At 67.5% G+C, this 19,310-nt stretch carries 14 protein-coding genes and 1 pseudogene; 9 read left to right on the top strand and 6 right to left on the bottom strand.

The genetic code is table 11. The features are described 5' to 3' along the window. Positions 1 to 2: 2 nt before the first annotated feature. Complete coding sequence (locus RVF83_RS09375; RefSeq protein WP_005194423.1) at positions 3 to 1,187, top strand: CoA transferase; 1,185 nt, start codon at positions 3 to 5, stop codon at positions 1,185 to 1,187. Then, complete coding sequence (locus RVF83_RS09370; protein ID WP_005194424.1) at positions 1,184 to 2,584, top strand: amidohydrolase family protein; 1,401 nt, start codon at positions 1,184 to 1,186, stop codon at positions 2,582 to 2,584. The genes RVF83_RS09375 and RVF83_RS09370 overlap by 4 nt, the downstream gene beginning before the upstream one ends. Positions 2,585 to 2,593: 9 nt before the next feature. Here the strand turns inward: RVF83_RS09370 and RVF83_RS09365 are convergent, their stop codons facing one another. Then, the gene (locus RVF83_RS09365) at positions 2,594 to 3,286 is read right to left on the bottom strand and encodes an SDR family NAD(P)-dependent oxidoreductase (RefSeq protein WP_005194425.1); all 693 of its coding nucleotides are present in this window, start codon (positions 3,284 to 3,286) and stop codon (positions 2,594 to 2,596) included. Positions 3,287 to 3,348: 62 nt separating this feature from the next. On the opposite strand from RVF83_RS09365, the gene RVF83_RS09360 reads away from it, so the two are divergent. Both RVF83_RS09360 and RVF83_RS09355 read left to right on the top strand, forming a co-directional pair. Further along, entirely contained in the window at positions 3,349 to 4,218 is an 870-nt protein-coding gene (locus RVF83_RS09360) for an alpha/beta fold hydrolase (protein WP_005194427.1), read from the top strand. 11 nt (positions 4,219 to 4,229) lie between these two features. Then, positions 4,230 to 5,484: pseudogene (locus RVF83_RS09355) on the top strand (MFS transporter). 45 nt (positions 5,485 to 5,529) lie between these two features. Here the strand turns inward: RVF83_RS09355 and RVF83_RS09350 are convergent. Beyond that, positions 5,530 to 5,856, bottom strand: a complete 327-nt coding sequence (locus tag RVF83_RS09350; RefSeq protein WP_005194431.1) for a hypothetical protein — start codon at positions 5,854 to 5,856, stop codon at positions 5,530 to 5,532. A 320-nt stretch (positions 5,857 to 6,176) separates the two neighbouring features. Here RVF83_RS09350 and RVF83_RS09345 point away from each other — a divergent pair, with 320 nt between their 5' ends. After that, positions 6,177 to 7,655, top strand: coding sequence for an LVIVD repeat-containing protein (locus RVF83_RS09345; protein ID WP_005194433.1), 1,479 nt, complete (start codon positions 6,177 to 6,179; stop codon positions 7,653 to 7,655). Further along, positions 7,652 to 8,314 carry a DUF305 domain-containing protein gene (locus RVF83_RS09340; protein WP_005194434.1) on the top strand — a complete coding sequence of 221 codons (663 nt, stop codon included), beginning with the start codon at positions 7,652 to 7,654 and terminating at the stop codon, positions 8,312 to 8,314. The genes RVF83_RS09345 and RVF83_RS09340 overlap by 4 nt, the downstream gene beginning before the upstream one ends. A gap of 31 nt (positions 8,315 to 8,345) precedes the next feature. Here the strand turns inward: RVF83_RS09340 and RVF83_RS09335 are convergent, their stop codons facing one another. The 4 genes from RVF83_RS09335 to RVF83_RS09320 form a co-directional block, all read right to left on the bottom strand. Further along, a complete protein-coding gene (locus RVF83_RS09335) occupies positions 8,346 to 8,843 on the bottom strand; it encodes an HNH endonuclease (RefSeq protein WP_005194436.1) in 498 nt (165 codons plus the stop codon). 361 nt (positions 8,844 to 9,204) lie between these two features. Continuing rightward, positions 9,205 to 10,071 (bottom strand): enoyl-CoA hydratase-related protein, encoded by an 867-nt coding sequence (locus RVF83_RS09330; RefSeq protein WP_005194437.1) that lies wholly within the window; start codon positions 10,069 to 10,071, stop codon positions 9,205 to 9,207. Positions 10,072 to 10,235: 164 nt separating this feature from the next. Continuing rightward, positions 10,236 to 12,782: an ATP-dependent Clp protease ATP-binding subunit gene (locus RVF83_RS09325; protein WP_005194440.1), complete on the bottom strand. Its 2,547-nt coding sequence runs from the start codon at positions 12,780 to 12,782 to the stop codon at positions 10,236 to 10,238. A 276-nt stretch (positions 12,783 to 13,058) separates the two neighbouring features. After that, entirely contained in the window at positions 13,059 to 13,817 is a 759-nt protein-coding gene (locus tag RVF83_RS09320) for a VOC family protein (protein WP_005194442.1), read from the bottom strand. Between the two features lie 102 nt (positions 13,818 to 13,919). Here RVF83_RS09320 and betT point away from each other — a divergent pair, with 102 nt between their 5' ends. Genes betT through RVF83_RS09305 form a run of 3 tightly spaced genes read left to right on the top strand, consistent with a single transcriptional unit; the run spans position 13,920 to position 19,206 of the window. Beyond that, positions 13,920 to 16,130, top strand: coding sequence for a choline BCCT transporter BetT (gene betT, locus RVF83_RS09315; RefSeq protein WP_039879849.1), 2,211 nt, complete (start codon positions 13,920 to 13,922; stop codon positions 16,128 to 16,130). Beyond that, positions 16,127 to 17,644, top strand: a complete 1,518-nt coding sequence (locus tag RVF83_RS09310) for an aldehyde dehydrogenase family protein (protein WP_005194446.1) — start codon at positions 16,127 to 16,129, stop codon at positions 17,642 to 17,644. The genes betT and RVF83_RS09310 overlap by 4 nt, the downstream gene beginning before the upstream one ends. Next, positions 17,641 to 19,206: a GMC family oxidoreductase gene (locus RVF83_RS09305; RefSeq protein ID WP_005194448.1), complete on the top strand. Its 1,566-nt coding sequence runs from the start codon at positions 17,641 to 17,643 to the stop codon at positions 19,204 to 19,206. The genes RVF83_RS09310 and RVF83_RS09305 overlap by 4 nt, the downstream gene beginning before the upstream one ends. Positions 19,207 to 19,310 lie beyond the last annotated feature (104 nt).

Genomic DNA, 19,310 nt, shown 5'->3' with positions numbered 1-19,310 from the left:
CCGTGTCCAGCCATGCGTCCCAGGAACCGGTGCGCGACTGGGCCGCCAGCGGCATCCCGCATCTCACCGGCAGATTCGACGGGCCGCCGCGCATCCCGCCCGGACATGCCGCCACCCGCGCCCGAGAACTGGGCGACTGGATTCGGATGGCGAGCAACGGCTCGGTCGACATCGACGGTGCCGCGTTGCTGGCCGAGCGCGCCGCACTGACCGGACACACCCGCCAGGGCGACATCACCCCCGGCGGCGCCGGACGCCTGCTCCCCGCATCGGACGGCTGGGTCGCGGTGAGTTGCGCACGCCCCGACGACCCTCTCCTGCTGGGTGCGCTGATCGAACGCGAGGTGACCGAGGACGACGTCTGGTCGCTCCTCGCAGGCTGGCTGAGCGAGCACACCCGCGCCGAGTTCGACGACCGCGCCGCTCTGCTGGGCATCGCGGGTGGGGGTGTCGCACACGGCGCCGAGATCACCGACGCAGCACGGGACGCGTTGTACCCGAGCGGTGTTCCCCGTTCGGTCGACGGCCTGCTCGTCATCGACTTCAGTGCGCTCTGGGCCGGCCCGCTGTGCGCCCACCTGCTGGGCCTCGCGGGGGCGCGCGTGGTGAAAGTCGAGACGCCGCAACGCCCGGACGGCGCGCGGCGAGGCAACCAGGACTTCTATCGGCTGCTCCACGAAGGGCACGAGTCGGTGGTCCTCGACCCCACGAGGCCCACCGATCGAGCCACGCTGCTACGGCTCGTCGCGGACGCCGACATCGTGATCGAAGCGTCCCGTCCCCGGGCGTTGCGCGGGTTCGGTTTGTACGCCGAAGATTTCGTCGCCGACGGAACCACCTGGTTGTCCATCACCGCCGCCGGACGCGACTCCGACCGGATCGGCTTCGGCGACGACATCGCCGCGTCGGCGGGGCTGGTCACCTCCGACGACGCAGGTCCGATGTTCGTGGGCGACGCGATCGCCGATCCACTGGCCGGCCTCACCGCGGCCGCCCTCGCGATGTGCGCGCCGGGCCCAGGAAAGCTGTGGGACATCTCGATGCATGCAACAGTTGCCGCGACGCTCGGCGGACCACCTCCGCCGCCAGCGCGTCGCGACGGCGACCGGTGGGTCGTCGACACCGCCACCGGCACGGTGCCACTCGATCCGCCCCGGGCGCGAAACCGCGGCAGGGAAATCCGATGAGCGGCATTCTCTTCCGCAGGGCGTCCCTTCCCGAGGGCATCCGGGACGTGGCCGTCGACGGCGGCATGATCATGGCGGTCGACGTGAATCGCGACAGCACCGGATTCGACGTCATCGACAGCGAGGGCGGTGCACTCATCCCCGGGCTCCACGACCACCACATCCACCTCCACGCGCTCGCGGCGGCCTCGGCGTCGGTGCAGTGTGGTCCGCCTTCGGTGACGACCTCCGACGATCTCGCCGCCGCTCTGGACCGCGCTGCCGGCACCTCCGGGTGGGTCCGCGGCGTGGGTTATGTGGAAACGGTTGCCGGGCTTCTGGATTGCGCTGCCCTCGACCGGCTGCACACCCGCAGGCCGGTCCGCATTCAGCACCGCAGCGGTGCGGTGTGGTTCCTCAACACGATGGCCGCCGAGGCCGTCGGGTTGTGGACCGCCGATCATCCGGGAGTGGAGCGGAATGGGTGCGGCGCACCGACCGGACGCGTATGGCGGGCCGACGACTGGCTCCGTGAGCGGATGGGGCCCTCCCGGCCACCGGACCTGTCAACCGTCGGTTCCGAACTGGCCCGCTTCGGCATCACCGGGGTCACCGATGCGACACCGGGCCTGTCGAACGAGTCTCTCGATGCACTCGTCTCGTCGCACGTGAACGGTTCCGTGCCGCAACGGCTTCACCTACTGGGCGTCCCACTCGACGCGACACCTGAGCTTCCGCCGACAGTCACCGTCGGCCCCCTCAAGGTCGTGCTCGCCGACTCCGACCTCCCCGACTTCCCCACCCTGTGCAAGCAGATCCGGGACGCACACTCGTGGGGGCGCGGCGTCGCCGCGCACTGCGTCACCCGCGAAGCACTACTCCTCCTGCTCGCCGCCTTCGACGAGGCCGGGCGGCATCCGGACGACCGGATCGAGCACGGCGCGATCATCGCTAACGACACCGTTGCGGACCTGAGCCGCCGGCAGATCCCCGTCGTCACCCAGCCCGGCTTCATCACCGCGCGGGGCGACGATTATCTCGATCGTCTCGATACCCACGACGTCACCGACCTCTACCGGTGCGCAAGCCTCATCGAAGGACACGCGCCGGTCGCCATGTCGAGCGACGCGCCGTACGGCCCTGTCGATCCCTGGACGGTGATCGCCGCTGCCGCAACACGTCTCGCGCCGGACGGCCGCACAGTCGGCGCCGACGAAAGAGTCAGCCGCAGATCGGCGTTGACTCGCTATCTCGCCCCGCTGAGCACTCCGGGCGCATCGGCACGACAGATCCGCGCCGGCGAACCGGCCGACCTCGTCCTGCTCGATGCCCCGATCGAGGCCGCACTGCAAACCGGCGCGGATGCCGTGCGCTACACGATGATCCGCGGCCGCGCCGCCTACCGCCGCGAGGGATAGACGGAATCGTCAGCCGACGCCCGGCACCGGAACTTGCGCACCCGTCACCGCGGCGGAGGCGTCGGACACCAGGAAGGCGACGGTCTCGGCGATCGTCTCCGGGGACACCCAGCCCCTGCGAGACGAATCCGGTTGGCTCTCACGGTTCCCCGGGGTGTCGATGACCGACGGCAGGATCGCGTTGGCCCGGATGGCGTCGTCCTGGTACTCGGCGGCGAGCGCGCTGATGAACGCCCACACTGCAGCCTTGGACGTGATGTACCCGGCGGCACCGGAGAACGGTGCGAACGCGGCCTTCGCGGACACTCCGACGACCGATCCGCCACCGGCCTCGATCAGCTTCGGGATCGCCGCCGCGGACAGCAGGTACAGCGGTCGCAGGTTGAGGCGGAGGAGTCGCTCGAACTCGTCGACCGGGGTCGCATCCACCCGCTCGCCCATCGCGAACCCGCCGACCAGGTTGACCACGGCCTTCACCGGGGCCGACGGATCACTCGCCGCAGCAGCGACGACCTCGATCACCGACGACTCGTCGAACAGATCGGCCTGGAGAGTGACCAGTCGATCGGAGTCGGGAAGGCGCGACAGCTCGGCCTCGACGACCCACGGCACCACCACACGCCAACCGTCGTCGAGCAGTTTCCTCGTGACCGCGGAACCCAATCCGCCCGTACCGCCCGACACGATCACCGTTTGCGCCATCACCCGATCCGTCCGTCTGATTGTGTGTATTCATCTCACCTTATGCGTGAAAGGCTATGCCGATGAGCACGAACGTCACCCCGGACGCTCCGGAGTGGTTCCGCACAGCAGTCGAAACGGAACCCGAACTTTCGTCAATCCCCGTCCACGGTGCGCGGATCGCCTATCGCTGTTGGGGCGAGCCCGGCGCCCCCGGTCTGATCCTCGTCCACGGTGGCGCGGCGCATTCCGGGTGGTGGGATCACATCGCCCCGCGGTACTCGGCCGACCGCCGTGTCGTCGCCCTCGACCTGTCCGGCCACGGCGACAGCGGCTGGCGCGACACCTACAGCCTGGGCACCTGGGCCGACGAGGTGATCGCGGTCGCGACGGCCGCCGAGGCTATCACCGACGCCGTCTTGGTCGGCCACAGCCTGGGCGGGCTCGTTGGCATCCGGACGTCGATCGTCCACCCCGGTCTCGCCGATCACCTCGTGCTGGTCGACTCCCGCATCCTCGACGCCGCGATGCTCGACGAGATCCAGAGCAACCAGCCCGAAGAGGGCATTCCCCGGGGCAGCAAGCACTATCCGTCACTCGAGGCGGCCCTCGAACGGTTCCGCCTCGTACCCGACCACGCGAGCCTCGACTACGCCAGGAATCACGTCGCACGGCAGTCGGTGGTACGCGACGACGACGACGGCTGGCGGTGGAAGTTCGATCGCGGATTCGCCGACGAACTCACCGATCTCCCCTCGCACCCGCCGAGCAGCTGCCGACTCAGCATCGTCTACGGCGAACACGGGGTCGTGACCCCGGCGATGATCGACATGGTCACCGCCGGTCTCGACGAGCCGGCGCGTGTCGTCGAACTCGCCGGCGCCGGTCATCACATCCCGCTCGAACAGCCTCTCGCATTGATGGAGGTGATCGACGACGTCCTGCGCGCCTAGCATGGGGATCGATGACCGACGACCGCGCTTCCGAGATCAGCGACGTCGACTCATCTGATCCTCGCGACAGCGTCTTCGCGTCGCTGCACATCCCCAACTATCGGATGTTCTTCGCGGGGATGACCGTGTCGATGACCGGCTCCTGGATGCAGGCCACCGCCCAGGCCTGGCTGGTCCTGACCCTGAGTGGATCGGCGTCGGTCCTCGGCCTCATCGTCGCGCTGCAGGCGTTACCCGTGCTCCTGATCGGACCCTATGCCGGCGTCATCGCCGACCGCGTCGACCGGCGGCGGCTGCTGACGTTCCTCCAGGCGATGATGGGTCTGCTCGCCGCCGTCCTGGCTGCGCTCACCCTCGCCGGGGTGGTGGAGGTGTGGCATGTGGCGATTCTCGCGCTGCTGCTCGGTCTCGGCCACGCCTTCGAACAACCCGCGCGACAGGCGTTCATCCACCAGGTCGTCGGGACATCGCTGATCCGCAATGCCGTCACCCTGAACTCGGTGATGGTCAACGCCGCCCGCGCCGTCGGTCCGGCGGTGGCCGGCGTGATCCTCACACTCGTCGGTGCGGGATGGTGCTTCGCGATCAACGCGGTCAGTTTCGTCGCGGTCGTTGCCTCTCTGATTGCACTGGACGGCACGAAGATCACCCGCGAGACCCCGGTTCCGCGCGCCAGAGGACAGCTGCGCGAAGGCATCCGCTACGTCCGCGGCATCCCGTCGCTGTGGATTCCCCTCGCCACCATGGCCCTGGTCGGCACCCTGGCGTACAACTTCCCGGTCACCCTCACGGCCGCCGCGGATTTCGTCTTCGACGGCGGCCCACAGGCCCTCGGTTTCATGACCTCGGCCATGGGCGTCGGCGCGGTGGTCGGCGGTCTCGTCGTCGCCGCGCGCGGGACCATCGGACTTCGACCGCTCACGCTGGCGGCGTTCGGTTTCGGCATCACCATCGCGGCGGCGGCGCTGGCCCCGAATCTGGCCACCGCCATCTGCGCACTGTTCTTCGTGGGCTGGCTCAGTGTGACGTTCATGTCGACCGGCAACGCCACGCTGCAACTCAACTCCGAACCTCAGATGCGAGGACGCGTCATGGCCCTGTGGTCGGTGGCGTTCATGGGGTCGACGCCGATCGGTGGTCCGCTGATCGGCGCGGTCATCGAGGCCACCAATCCGCGCGTGGGTCTGGGGTGTCGGTGCCGCCGCATGTCTGGCCGCCGCAGTGCTCGCCTTCGTCGCCGCGAAACGCCGGCAGCCGGCCAGCTGAGCTGACCGGCTGCAGGTGCGGGGTGGGGTTCAGGGACCGGATCACTCAGACCGCGTCGCTGCCGTCGATGCTGCCGAAGTCGCCGACCGAGACATTGCCCTCGTCGTCGACGGCGGTGTCGAAGGTGCCGTCGCAGTCGGTGTCGGCGACCGCGATGTCGGTGTAACCGTCGCCGTCCGAGTCGGCCTCGATCAGGTCGATCGCACCGTCGGAGTTGGTGTCGTAGGCGACCGAATCGGCCGAGCCGTCACCGTCGGTGTCCAGGACGGCGTCGGTCGTGCCGTCACCGTCGATGTCGGCGAGGGCGGCGTCGACGAGGCCGTCGCCGTCGGTGTCGACCAGGACTGCGTCTGCGGGGATCTGAGTGCTCATGGGTTGTTCCTTTCGGGGCGTCCGCCGGTGCGGGCTGTCTGCTGCGTTCGAATACTTGGAGGGAGCGCGAGCCGGGAATGTTCCCCGGTGATCCCGGCGTCGTTCGGACGGCCGACGCGTCGAGTCGCGTGCCGCCGACGTGCAACTTTCGACCAATCAGCCCCGCCGTCTCAGCCCGGCCGCTAGCGTGACTCACGTCACGATCGGAGGGGCGATGACGCCAGATCGATGGAATGTGTCTGGGGTGGGCCACATGTGGGGCACGCCGGCGACTACACGCGATCACCTGCCTCGCCGCGGGGGCACTGCTCGCGTCGACGATGCTGGTGTCGGCGCCGGCGACTGCCGCGAACCACTGGTTCCCCGACATCTCCGACACTTCTGTCCCAAAGGCCGACTGCGGTCCGGGCTCCAAGCCGGAACCGGGCCTGCAGGGTGACGTCAGCGCCGAGGATCGACAGTCCGGACGGAGCAGGCAAGGTTACAACTGCAACCTGACGAAGCTCGGCAATGTGACCGGAGCGGGCGGCGGCATCGTGTCCGCGTCCTTCGAACACTGCAGCTACACCGGAAGCCTGTTCCCCGGCAACAACTTCCTGCCACAGCCAGGCGTCCAGGTCATCGACGCCTCGAACCCCCGGAACCCTAAGGTCGTCGGATCGCTGACCGACACCGCGATGCGCGGCGGCACGTGGGAGACCCTGAAGGTCAACAAGAAACGCAAACTCCTCGCCGCAACCGGGGTTCCACTCCTCTGGGGTGCAGGCTTTTTCGCGGTCTACGACATCTCCGACTGCACCCGCCCCAAGCTGCTCAACGCCCGTGGCGGCGGCATCGCCTACCCCATCCCGTTCACCTCGCACGAGGGCGGCTGGTCACCCGATGGCCGAACCTACTGGGCGTCGGGTGTCGCACCCGGTCACCTGAGCGCGATCGACGTCGCCGATCCGCGGAACCCGCGGGTGATCTGGCAGGGGCTGCACAGCTTCCTCGGTCACGGTTTCGGCATCACCCCCGACGGCAACCGCATGTACCTGTCGAACATGGCGGGCGTGACGGTCCTCGACATCAGCGCCGTACAGCGTCGCGCTCCGTATCCGCAGGTGCCACACGTGGCCGCGTACCTGTGGCCCGACGGCCAGCTCAACCAGCACTCGATCCCGATCACCTATCGCGGCACGCCCCACATCATCACGGCCGACGAAGGCGGCTCGGGTGGTGTGAAGATCTTCGACGTCGCCCGGGTCAACAAACCGCGTTACGCCGCACAGCTCAAACTCGAGATCAACCTGCCCGAACACCTCGACACCCAGTTCCGTTCATCCATGGGCGGTTCGTTGTTCGGCAGCAACCCGCACTACTGCGCGGTCGACCGCCCGAACGATCCGACGGCTCTGGCCTGCGCGTGGGAGTCGTCCGGCATCCGCGTGTTCGACATCCGGGACTTCTCGGCCATCAAGGAGATCGCCTACTACAACCCGCCCGCCCAGAAGGGCGCCACCGCACTGACCCGACCCAACTCACCGCATGTTCTCGGGTCGGTCATCGGTGCACCGGGAATCGAATTCCTCAGCCTCGGAATGTCTCTCGCAAACGGACGAGCCAAGCTGAACGAGATGATCGGACCGCGCATGGGCATGGTCGTGGGTGGTGACATGGCCACCGACTGGTGCTCCTCCCCGCCGGAGTTCCACGGCAACAAGATCCTCACAACCTGCGCCGACGGTGGCTTCTACGCCCTGGAGTTGAGCAACCGGGTCTACACCCCACCGCCGGACCAGGATTCGTTCCTCGGATGACCGACCGGCACCCCATCACGCAGATCGCCGGCCTGGCCTCGCTGGCCGTCCTGCTCGTGGCGATCGGCGTCGTCGTCGGATCGGTGTGGTCACCCGGCCCGCAGGACGACGTGAAAACGATGAGTGCCGCCGACATCGGCTTCGCACAGGATATGTCGACGCATCACGACCAGGCACTCCTGATGGCCCGCACGATCATCGCCGCACCCGACGTCGACCCGACGATCCGCGGACTGGCCGACCAGCTCGTCGTCGCCCAGTCCGCGGAGAGCGCGACCATGCGTGGCTGGCTGCAGTTCTTCGAGCTGCCGCTGACCTCCGACGAGCCGATGTCGTGGATGCCCCACGGGGATTCGTATGCCCACGGCGACCACTCGGCCGCCACGCCCGACGCACCACTCATGCCGGGCATGGCGAGCACCGACGAACTCGGCCGCCTCGCCACACTGCGGGGTGACGAGGCCGAGGAACTGTTCCTGCAGTTGATGATCCGGCACCATCGCGGCGGCCTGGAGATGGCCCAGGCCGCGTACAACGACGACCGTTCCGGGGCGGCGACCAAGCAGCTCGCCCTGAACATGCTCAGCGATCAGGGCAACGAGATCGGCCAGATGTCGATGCTGCTGAAAGAACGTGGCGCCGAACCCCTGCCCACCTGACCGGTTCGGGGCTCCCCGTCGTTGATGCGTCTCAGTCGGTCTTGGGATGCAGCATGAACATCTCCCAGACCTCTTTCTGGTCGACGGCCCACGGGTCGTAGACGAAGGGGGCGTGCCGCAACGCCATGCCGGCTTTGCGCGGGGTGCGATTGGCCTTGAAACCGTTGCAGGACTTACACGCCGCGACCTGGTTGCCGAATGTGCTCGGGCCGCCCTGCGATACGGGGACGATGTGGTCCACCGTGTCGGCCGGACCGTCGCAGTAGGCGCAGATCCATTGGTCGCGACGAAGGATCGTCGCATTGGAGGCGTAGGAATCCATCGTCTTGCCTGCGTACGGACGGTAGGCGTCCCGCTTGATGGCCACCACCTTGTGGATGGGCAGCGACACGGTCGGCGAATGGACGACGCGCACCAAGGGGGTGCCCTCGACGTTGCGTGCGACCTCGGTGGTCAGCAAAACGGCCGCGCGACGCCAGGTGACTCGCGCGAGGATCTGCAATCCCGCATTCGTGACGAAGATGGTCATGGATACTCCTCGATGCGTGGGCGAGTGAGCGCGCCGACCATCGAGGTTCACGACCTCAGGAACTGGTGACGCTGGATGTGATTGGTCCGGACCGGGTTCGGGCTGGTAGCCCGTACCGGCAGCCGGGGTCGGTCATCCGCCACTCGCGAACGAACTCCGCCATACCGATCGACATCTGCGCCACCTCCTTTCGGCTCTGCTCTGGCCTGCTGTCCGCCACGATAACCGCGGTCGGCGCAGCCTGCCACCGTTTATGCCGCGTGTTCGTCGATGTTCACGTACTGAACACAGGGTGTTTGCAGCGGAAACGCGTCCGGCCCCGCCAGCTGACAGCTGACGGGGCCGGGTTGCTCTGAACAAGTCAGAAGATGTCGGGGAGGTCCTCCGACACCGTGTTCGGGTACGTCGCCGGTCGCTTCTCCAGGAACGACATGACGCCCTCGTAGACGTCACCGGACTGGCCGCGGTAGAAGATCGCCTTCGAATCGGCGTGGTGGGCGTCGAGCGGACTGGGTGCCCCGGCCATGCGCCACAACAGCTGGCGGGTCAGCGCCGCCGAGACGGGTGCGCTGTTCGCGGTCATCTCGCGGGCGACGGCGAGCGCGGTCTCGAGGACCTTGTCCTTCGGCACGACCTGCTGGACGAGCCCGCGCTCGAGCGCCTCGTCGACCTGGACCATCTTGGCGCCGACCGTCCACTGCAGAGCCGTCGGCAACCCGACGAGCCGCGGGAGGAACCAGCTCGACGCCGCTTCGGGCACGAGGCCGCGGGCGGCGAAGACGAAGCCGAATTTCGCGTCCTCGGAGGCGATCCGGACGTCGGCGGGCAGGGTCATGGTGACGCCGACGCCGGCCGAGGGGCCGTTGATCGCGGCGATGACAGGCTTGAGTGAGGCGAACATGCGGAGCGTCAGTTTGCCGCCCTCGTCGGCCGGGACCTCGTCGCCCTCGACCGCCGAGGAGGCGTCGAAGGTCGACCGACCTGCCTCGAGGTCGGCGCCGGCGCAGAACGCCCGGCCGGCGCCGGTGAGCACCACGGCCCGCACCGAGTCGTCGGCGTCGGTCTCGTCGAAGGCCGCCCGCAACTCCTCACCCATCTGCAGCGTGAAGGCGTTGAGCCGGTCGGGGCGGTTCAGCCGGAAGATGGCGATCTCGCCGTCTCGCTCGACGGTGATGGTGGGCTCGGCCTGCGTGGCCTTACGGCCAACCTCTGATGTATCGCTGCTCACAAGGATCGATGCTATCGACCGCCATCACAGCGCGTTCAAGCAGGAGTCGAACTTCCCGAGCGAACGCTCTGTCAGCAGTTCCTTCTCTCGTCACGCCGCACACAAAACGGCGGCGCCACCCCTTTCGGGTGACGCCGCCGCTGCGTGTGTCAGATCAGCTCAGGTCAGCTCGCATCCGAGCTGCCGTCGCCTGCCTTGGAGAGCTCGACCGGTGCGTCCGGAACCGCACGCGGCTTCTCCGAACCGCTGAAGGTGAACTTGGCATCCTCGCCGTCGCCTTCGCCGTCCCAGCCTTCGACGTCGACCAGCACGATCTGTCCGGGAGCGACGTCGCCGAACAGGATCTTCTCCGAGAGCTGATCCTCGATCTCACGCTGAATGGTGCGACGCAGCGGGCGTGCACCGAGCACCGGATCGAAGCCACGCTTGGCGAGCAGGGACTTGGCGCGGTCGGTGACCTCGAGAGCCATGTCCTTGTTCTTCAGCGCGCTCTCCACGCGGGTCAGCATGAGGTCGACCATCTGGATGATCTCGTCACGCGTCAGCTGGTGGAAGACGACGATGTCGTCGATACGGTTGAGGAACTCGGGCCGGAAGTGCTTCTTGAGCTCGTCGTTGACCTTCTGCTTCATCCGCTCGTAGCCGGACTTGGTGTCGTCCTTCGACGAGAAGCCCATGCCCACGGCCTTGGAGATGTCGCTCGTACCGAGGTTCGAGGTGAAGATCAGGACGGTGTTCTTGAAGTCGACCGTACGACCCTGACCGTCGGTGAGACGGCCGTCCTCGAGGACCTGCAGCAGGGTGTTGTAGATCTCCGAGTGAGCCTTCTCGATCTCGTCGAACAGCACCACCGAGAACGGCTTGCGGCGCACCTTCTCGGTGAGCTGGCCGCCCTCTTCGTAGCCGACGTAGCCGGGAGGGGCACCGAACAGACGCGACGCGGTGAAGCGGTCGTGGAACTCGCCCATGTCGATCTGGATGAGTGCGTCGTCCTCGCCGAACAGGAAGTTCGCCAGCGCCTTCGAGAGCTCGGTCTTACCGACACCGGACGGGCCGGCGAAAATGAACGAGCCCGACGGACGCTTCGGATCCTTCAGGCCGGCACGGGTGCGGCGGATCGCCTTGGAGACAGCCTTGACGGCATCCTCCTGGCCGATGATCCGCTTGTGCAGCTCCTCCTCCATGCGGAGCAGACGGGTGGTCTCCTCCTCGGTGAGCTTGAACACCGGGATGCCGGTCCAGTTGCCCAGGACCTCGGCGATCTGCTCGTCGTCGACCTCGGCCACGACGTCCATGTCGCCACTGCGCCACTGCTTTTCGCGCTCGGCGCGCTCGGCGACCAGCTGCTTCTCCTTGTCGCGGAGGCTGGCGGCCTTCTCGAAGTCCTGCGCGTCGATGGCGCTTTCCTTCTCCTTGCGCGCGTCGGCGATGCGCTCGTCGAACTCGCGCAGGTCTGGCGGCGCGGTCATCCGGCGGATGCGCATGCGGGCACCGGCCTCGTCGATGAGGTCGATCGCCTTGTCCGGCAGGAACCGGTCGTTGATGTAGCGGTCGGCCAGCGTCGCGGCGGCGACGAGTGCGCCGTCGGTGATCGAGACGCGGTGGTGCGACTCGTAGCGGTCGCGCAGACCCTTGAGGATCTCGATGGTGTGCTCGACCGACGGCTCGCCGACCTGGACCGGCTGGAAGCGACGCTCGAGGGCGGCGTCCTTCTCGATGTACTTGCGGTACTCGTCGAGGGTCGTCGCACCGATGGTCTGCAGCTCGCCGCGGGCCAGCTTCGGCTTGAGGATGCTGGCGGCGTCGATCGCGCCCTCGGCGGCGCCTGCTCCGACGAGCGTGTGCAGCTCGTCGATGAACAGGATGATGTCGCCGCGGGTGTTGATCTCCTTGAGGACCTTCTTCAGGCGTTCCTCGAAGTCACCGCGGTAGCGGCTGCCCGCGACCAGCGAACCGAGGTCGAGGGTGTAGAGCTGCTTGTCCTTGAGTGTCTCGGGGACCTGGCCGTTGACGATGGCCTGCGCGAGGCCCTCCACGACGGCGGTCTTGCCGACGCCCGGCTCACCGATCAGAACAGGGTTGTTCTTGGTGCGGCGGCTCAGGACCTGCATGACCCGCTCGATTTCCTTCTCCCGGCCGATGACCGGGTCGAGTTTGCCCTCGGCGGCCGCGGCGGTCAGGTTTCTGCCGAACTGGTCGAGGACCAGCGAGGTGGACGGGGTGCCGGTCTCGCTGCTGCGCCCGCCGGTGCCCGCCTCCTGCGGCTCCTTGCCCTGGTAGCCGCTCAGCAGCTGGATGACCTGCTGGCGGACCCGATTGAGGTCGGCGCCGAGCTTGACCAGGACCTGCGCGGCGACACCCTCACCCTCGCGGATGAGGCCGAGCAGGATGTGCTCGGTGCCGATGTAGTTGTGGCCGAGCTGCAGGGCCTCGCGCAGCGAGAGCTCCAGCACCTTCTTGGCACGCGGGGTGAACGGGATGTGTCCCGACGGTGCCTGCTGGCCCTGGCCGATGATCTCCTCGACCTGACTGCGGACACCTTCCAGGGAGATCCCGAGAGACTCGAGCGCCTTGGCAGCCACCCCCTCGCCCTCGTGGATGAGGCCGAGGAGGATGTGCTCGGTACCGATGTAGTTGTGGTTGAGCATCCGCGCCTCTTCTTGGGCCAGAACCACAACCCGTCGCGCGCGGTCGGTGAACCGTTCGAACATTGTTCTCCCTCACATTGCTAGCGCCCCGGCCGCCGCGAGAAACACCTCGTGTGTCCGGTCGGGACAACGCGGTGCGGGTAGGCGACGACCAGCCTGCTTCCACTCTAGTGGTCGTCGCTGATCTACCTGCAGTTAACGCCCGTGCAGAGTGCACGGATGGACCGCGATGGCGGGGATGTGCACAGTACAACTGCGCAGGCCGGGGCGGTGTTCCCGCTCCGCTACGCCCAGAGCGAACGGGGCGTCGGACCGCCGCCGGAGGTGGACGAAGCGGGCTCAGACCGACAGTACCGACAGGATGTTGCCCGAGGGGTCGGCGAACCAGGCGATGTCGGGCTCCCCCTCGCCACCGCGGACGATGCCCCGCTCGTCGTGGGTGAAGCCGTCGTAGCGCAAGATCTCGACGCCGTTGCCGACGAAGTCGTCGACGGTTCCCTCGAGGTCGTCCACGGCGATGTTGAGGACGGTGAACCCCGCCGGCCGGTGATCGTCCTTGGGGTAGACCATCACGGTCGTTTGACGACTGACGCGGACCCCGGCGATACCCATCGGGTAGCGCAGGACCCGCATCCCGAGGACGTCGCGGTAGAAGCGTTCGGCCTCGTCCAGATCGCGGACCGCGAAACCGCTGCAGGTCGACCTCGGCGGTCCCATCGCGATCTCCTCGGCGTCGGAGAGCCACACGATCTGAATCCAGTTGCCGTCGGGATCGATCACCGTACCGAACCAGTTGCCCTCGCGTTCCTCGAGTGGACTGACCCACCGGGCGCCGAGTGCGTCCAGTCGCGTTGCGGTGGCGCGCGGGTCGTCGACCTCCACGTTGGGGATGCAACGGGCGCCGTCGCCGTTGCTTCCGGACACGTCGTCGCGTTTGTCGAACATGAGATAGAAGCCGTCGAGTTCGACGACGTCGTAGCCGGGTCCGCCGTCGCCGGTGGATTCGACCTTCGCCTCGAACGCCGTCGCGTACCAGTGCGCGAGTCGTGCGGGGTCGTCGCTGGACAGGAGCAGTGAGCCGATCGTTGCGGTTGCCATACCTATCCAGACCGGGTGGGGACTCCGAATTCATCGCCGACCGAGGCCGAGTCGGGCAATTCACCCGACCACCAGAGTGCGGAGAGGCTAGCGTCGTACGTCATGAGTGCCGGCGAAAGACCTGCAGTCCCGTCCACTCCTGCCACCCCAGACACCGGGGAACCGGCGCGACGCCCGAGTTCGGTCAACCTGACCGTCTTCGTCGCGTCGGCGGTCATCGTGCTCGCCTTCGCGATCTGGGCGCTGGCCGCACCCGCCGCGGCGGAGACCGTCATCAACGAGGTCCGGAACTTCATCACCCGCTGGTTCGGCTGGTGGTACTTCATCCTGGCCACCGCGATCGTCGGCCTCGTCGTCTTCCTCGGTGTCAGCAAGTACGGTCGGTACCGCCTCGGACCGGAGGAGTCCCGACCCGAGTACAGCCTCTTCACGTGGACCTCGATGCTGTTCGCCGCCGGCATCGGCATCGACCTGATGTTCTTCTCGGTCGCCGAGCCGGTCACGCACTTCCTGAACCCTCCGACAGGTGCCGCGGAGACCAATTTCGCCGCGCGTGAGGCCGTGACGTGGACCGTCTTCCACTACGGCATCACCGGCTGGGCGATGTATGCCCTGATGGGCGGCGCCCTGGCCTACTTCGCGTTCCGGCACAATCTGCCGCTGACCATCCGTGCGGCGCTCTACCCGATCTTCGGCAAGCGGGTCGAGGGACGATGGGGCGACGCGATCGATGTCGCTGCCGTGCTCGGCACGATCTTCGGCATCGCGACGTCACTGGGAATCGGCGTGGTGCAGCTGAACTTCGGGCTTAACGAGATCTTCGGCATCGAACAGGGGAAGGCGGCCCAGATCGGCCTGATCGCACTGTCGGTGGTCATCGCCACCGCGTCGGCGACTTCCGGTGTGGACAAGGGCATCCGACGGCTCTCGGAGATCAACGTGATCCTCGCGATCGCGATGCTCATCTACATCACGGTCGCCAAGGACGCCGATTTCCTGCTCAACGGCCTGGTTCAGAACGCGGGCGACTACGTGTCCACGTTCGCCGACCGCACCCTCGACACCTTCGCGTGGGATCAGGTGAATCCGCAGCCCGGCAACGACGCCCGCGGCTTCGTCGACGGTTGGACGCTGTTCTTCTGGGCGTGGTGGGTCGCCTGGGCCCCCTTCGTCGGCCTGTTCCTGGCGCGCATCTCCCGCGGACGGACATTGCGGCAGTTCGTCTTCGGCGTTCTCGTGGTCCCGTTCAGCTTCATCCTGGTGTGGATCTCGATCTTCGGGAACAGCGCCCTGGCCGTCGCCCGCGGCGATCAGGAGTTCGCCGAGACCACCGCGTCCACACCGGAAGCGGGCTTCTACTCGCTGCTCGAGCAGTATCCCGGCGCGACGCTGCTGATCGGTATCGCGACGATCACCGGTCTGCTGTTCTATGTCACGAGCGCCGATTCGGGGTCGCTGGTCATGGGCAACTTCACCAGCCGCCTCGAGGACCCGATGGCGGATTGCTCGCGGTCGCTGCGCATCTTCTGGTCGGTCGCCATCGGCCTGCTGACCCTGTCGATGCTCTTTGCCGGCGGCGGGGACGGATCGATCCTCACCCTTCAGGCCGCGACGGTCATCATGGGACTGCCGTTCTCGTTCGTCCTGGGCCTGATCGGAATCTCCTTGCTGCGCGCGGTGCGCAACGAGTCGTACAAGCTCGACAGTTTCCGTACGACGCTCCCGAAGGTGATCGCCGTCGGGCGCGGACCGACCGAGCAGAGCAGCTGGCGACAACGCCTGATCGGAACACTCCGCTTCCCCGGCCGGATCGCGACGCGTAAGTTCATCACGGCGACGGTGGTCCCGGCGATGCACGAAGTCGCCGAACAGTTCGGACGCGAAGGTGTGTCGGCGACGGTCGACGAGTCGGCCGCGAACGAGGGCCTGCCCTCACCCCGCCTCATCGTCGAACTCGCCGATGTCCCGGCATTCGAGTACTGCGTCTGGCCGGTGTCGGCACCGACGCCCACGTACGCGGTTCGTTCGCAACGGTCCGACGACCGGTACTTCCGGTGCGAGGTGTATCTGACCGAGGGCTCGCAAGGGTATTCGCTGTCGGGGTACACCCGGGAACAAATCATCGGTGACATCCTGGACCAGTACGAACGCCACCTGGGGTATCTCCATCTACGTGACTCGGCGGCCGACCAACACGACCACACCGACGTCGACCCCGTGACCAGCGACCCCGCCGCCGGATCCGCGAACGCCGGTACCGTCGCGGGCACGGACACACCCGACAGCGACCCGGAAGGAGCATCCGCTCCATGAGCGACACTCTCTACATCGACGGCCGATGGTGCGCCGCGAGGTCCGGCAGGACGCGTGAGATCCGTTGCCCTGCGGACAATTCCGTGGTGGGCGTGGTGGCCGAGGCGTCCGGGGAGGACACCGAGGCGGCGATCGCCGCAGCCCGGCGCGCGTTCGACGGCGGGGAGTGGAGCGGCACCCCGGCTGCCGAGCGCGGCGATCTCCTGCTCCGCGTCGCCGATCAGATCGGCGCCCGCCGAGACGATTTCGTCCGCGCCGAGACCCTCGACACCGGCAAGCGGCCGTACGAGTCGGACATCGACATGACCGACATCGCCAACTGCTTCCGCTACTTCGGCAAGCTGGCCGCCCAGGATGCCGGCCGTGTCGTCGACACCGGGTCTCCCGATGCGGACTCGCGCATCGTCTACGAACCGGTCGGCGTCTGCGGTCTCATCACGCCGTGGAACTATCCGCTGCTGCAGGCCGCGTGGAAGGTCGCACCGGCGCTGGCCGCGGGGAACACCTTCGTTCTCAAACCTGCGGAGCTGACGCCGCACACCTCGATCCTGCTCCTGGAAGTCCTCGACGGCCTGGGGCTTCCGGCCGGGGTCGCGAACCTCGTCCTCGGCGCGGGAGCGGATGCGGGTGCGCCGCTGTCGTCGCATCCCGACGTCGACCTGGTGTCGTTCACCGGTGGTCTGGTGACCGGCCGAGTCATCGCCCGCGAGGCAGCGGCAACGGTGAAGAAGGTGGCACTCGAACTGGGCGGCAAGAACCCCAACGTGGTGTTCGCCGATGCCTGCGCCACCGACGAGCTGCTCGCGGCCGCAGTGGACAACGCGCTCAACGCCGCGTTCCTGCACTCCGGCCAGGTTTGTTCGGCGGGCGCACGACTCATCATCGAGGAGTCCGCGCACGATCGGTTCGTCGACGAGTTGGTCCGCCGCGCCGAGGAGATCCGTCTCGGACTCCCCTACAGCGAGGGCACCGAGACCGGGCCGCTGATCTCCGAAGCCCACCGCGACAAGGTTCATGCCTACGTCGAACAGGCTCGCGCCGACGGTGCGGTGATCCGCACGGGCGGTGCCTTCGCGACCGGCGACCACGGGTCGGGGAAGCTCGACGACGGCTGGTTCTACCTGCCCACCGTCATCGACCGCGCCGACCGTTCGATGGCCTGCGTGCACGACGAGGCCTTCGGGCCGACCGTGACGGTCGAGACCTTCACCACCGAGGACGAGGCGGTGACGCTGGCCAACGACACCGTCTACGGCCTCGCCGGTGCGGTGTGGTCATCCGACGCGGCTCGCGCACGACTCATCGCCGGTCGTATCCGCGCGGGAACGGTGTGGGTCAACGACTTCGGGCCCTACCTCCCACAGGCGGAGTGGGGCGGTTACGGCCAGTCCGGCTTCGGCCGTGAGCTCGGACCGTCGGGTCTGGCCGAGTACCGCGAGGCCAAACACGTCTACGAGAACCTCCGGCCGGGTGTGACCGGCTGGTTCGAGGACCGGAAGGGGCAACACCAGTGAGTGAGTCGTACGACTACGTCGTCGTCGGAGGCGGTTCGGCGGGCGCGGCGGTGGCCTCGCGGTTGTCCGAGGACCCGTCTGTCTCGGTGTGTCTCCTGGAAGCCGGTCCATCCGACGTCAGCGACGACGCGATCCTGCGCCTCGACCGCTGGATGGAGCTGCTCGAATCCGGTTACGACTGGGATTATCCCATCGAGCCCCAGGAGAACGGCAACGACTTCATGCGGCATGCCCGCGCGAAGGTGCTGGGCGGCTGCAGTTCCCACAACAGCTGCATCGCCTTCTGGGCGCCCCGCGAAGACCTCGACTCCTGGGAGCGCGATTTCGGTTGCGCGGGTTGGGGTTCGGAGGAGTTGTACCGACTGTTCCCGCAGATCGAGACCAACGACGCCCCTGGCGACCACCACGGCCGCAGCGGGCCCGTCCACATCATGACGGTCCCGCCGAACGATCCGTGCGGTGTCGCCGTGCTCGACGCCTGCGAGGCGGTGGGCATCCCGCGGACCGAGTTCAACAGTGGGAAGACGGTCGTCAACGGCGCCAACTTCTTCCAGATCAACCGGCGTCCCGACGGCGTGCGTGCCTCGTCGTCGGTCAGCTATCTTCATCCGAATCTCGACCGGCCGAACCTCACCATCCGCACCGGTTCCTGGGCCAAGCGCATCGTCATCGAGAAGGTCGACGGCCAGTTGCGGGCCGTTGGCGTCGACATCACGGACAACGCCTTCGGCCGCACCACGAGGATCGAGGCCGGCCGCGAGGTGATCGTGTCGACCGGCGCGATCGACACCCCGAAGCTGCTGATGCTCTCCGGGATCGGTCCGGCCGAGGACCTTCGTCAACACGGCATCGACGTCCTCGTCGACTCCCCCGGCGTCGGCGAACACCTGCAGGATCACCCCGAGGGCGTCATCGGCTTCGAGACGAAGAAACCGATGACGCAGGAGTCGACTCAGTGGTGGGAGGCGGGGATCTTCACCACAGTCGACGACGGTCTCGACCGGCCGGACCTGATGATGCACTACGGCAGCGTGCCGTTCGACATGCACACGCTGCGCCAGGGATACCCCACCAGCGAGAACACCTTCTGCCTGACGCCGAACGTCACCCACGCGCGGTCGCGGGGCACGGTGAAGCTGCGGTCGCGGGACTTCCGCGACAAGCCACGCGTCGACCCCCGGTACTTCACCGATCCCGAGGGTTACGACATGCGGATCATGACCGCCGGTCTGCGCAAGGCGCGGGAGATCGCGTCAGCGGCACCGCTGCAGGAATGGGTGGCGCGTGAACTCTATCCGGGACCGGACACAATCAGCGACGAGGAATTGGCCGACTACATCCGGCGCACCCACAACACCGTCTACCACCCGGTGGGCACGGTCCGGATGGGACCGCCGGACGACGACATGTCGCCGCTCGACCCAGAGCTGCGGGTCAAGGGCGTGGCCGGACTCCGGGTCGCCGACGCGTCGGTCTTCCCCGAGCACACAACGGTGAACCCGAACATCACCGTCATGCTCGTCGGGGAACGGTGTGCGGAGTTGGTGGCTGCGGAGCGCTGACAGCCGCGCGGACGGGCAATCGTCGCCGGGCCCGCCGAAGCCGGAAGACAGAACTTTGCCGAAGGGCGTCGGATTCCGGGGCCCGCGCACGACGATGAAGACGT

This window comes from Gordonia rubripertincta, assembly GCF_038024875.1.
Lineage (GTDB): Bacteria > Actinomycetota > Actinomycetes > Mycobacteriales > Mycobacteriaceae > Gordonia > Gordonia rubripertincta.
The sequence above is the reverse complement of the archived record's forward strand: the minus strand, read 5'-3'. Positions and strand labels throughout refer to the sequence as shown.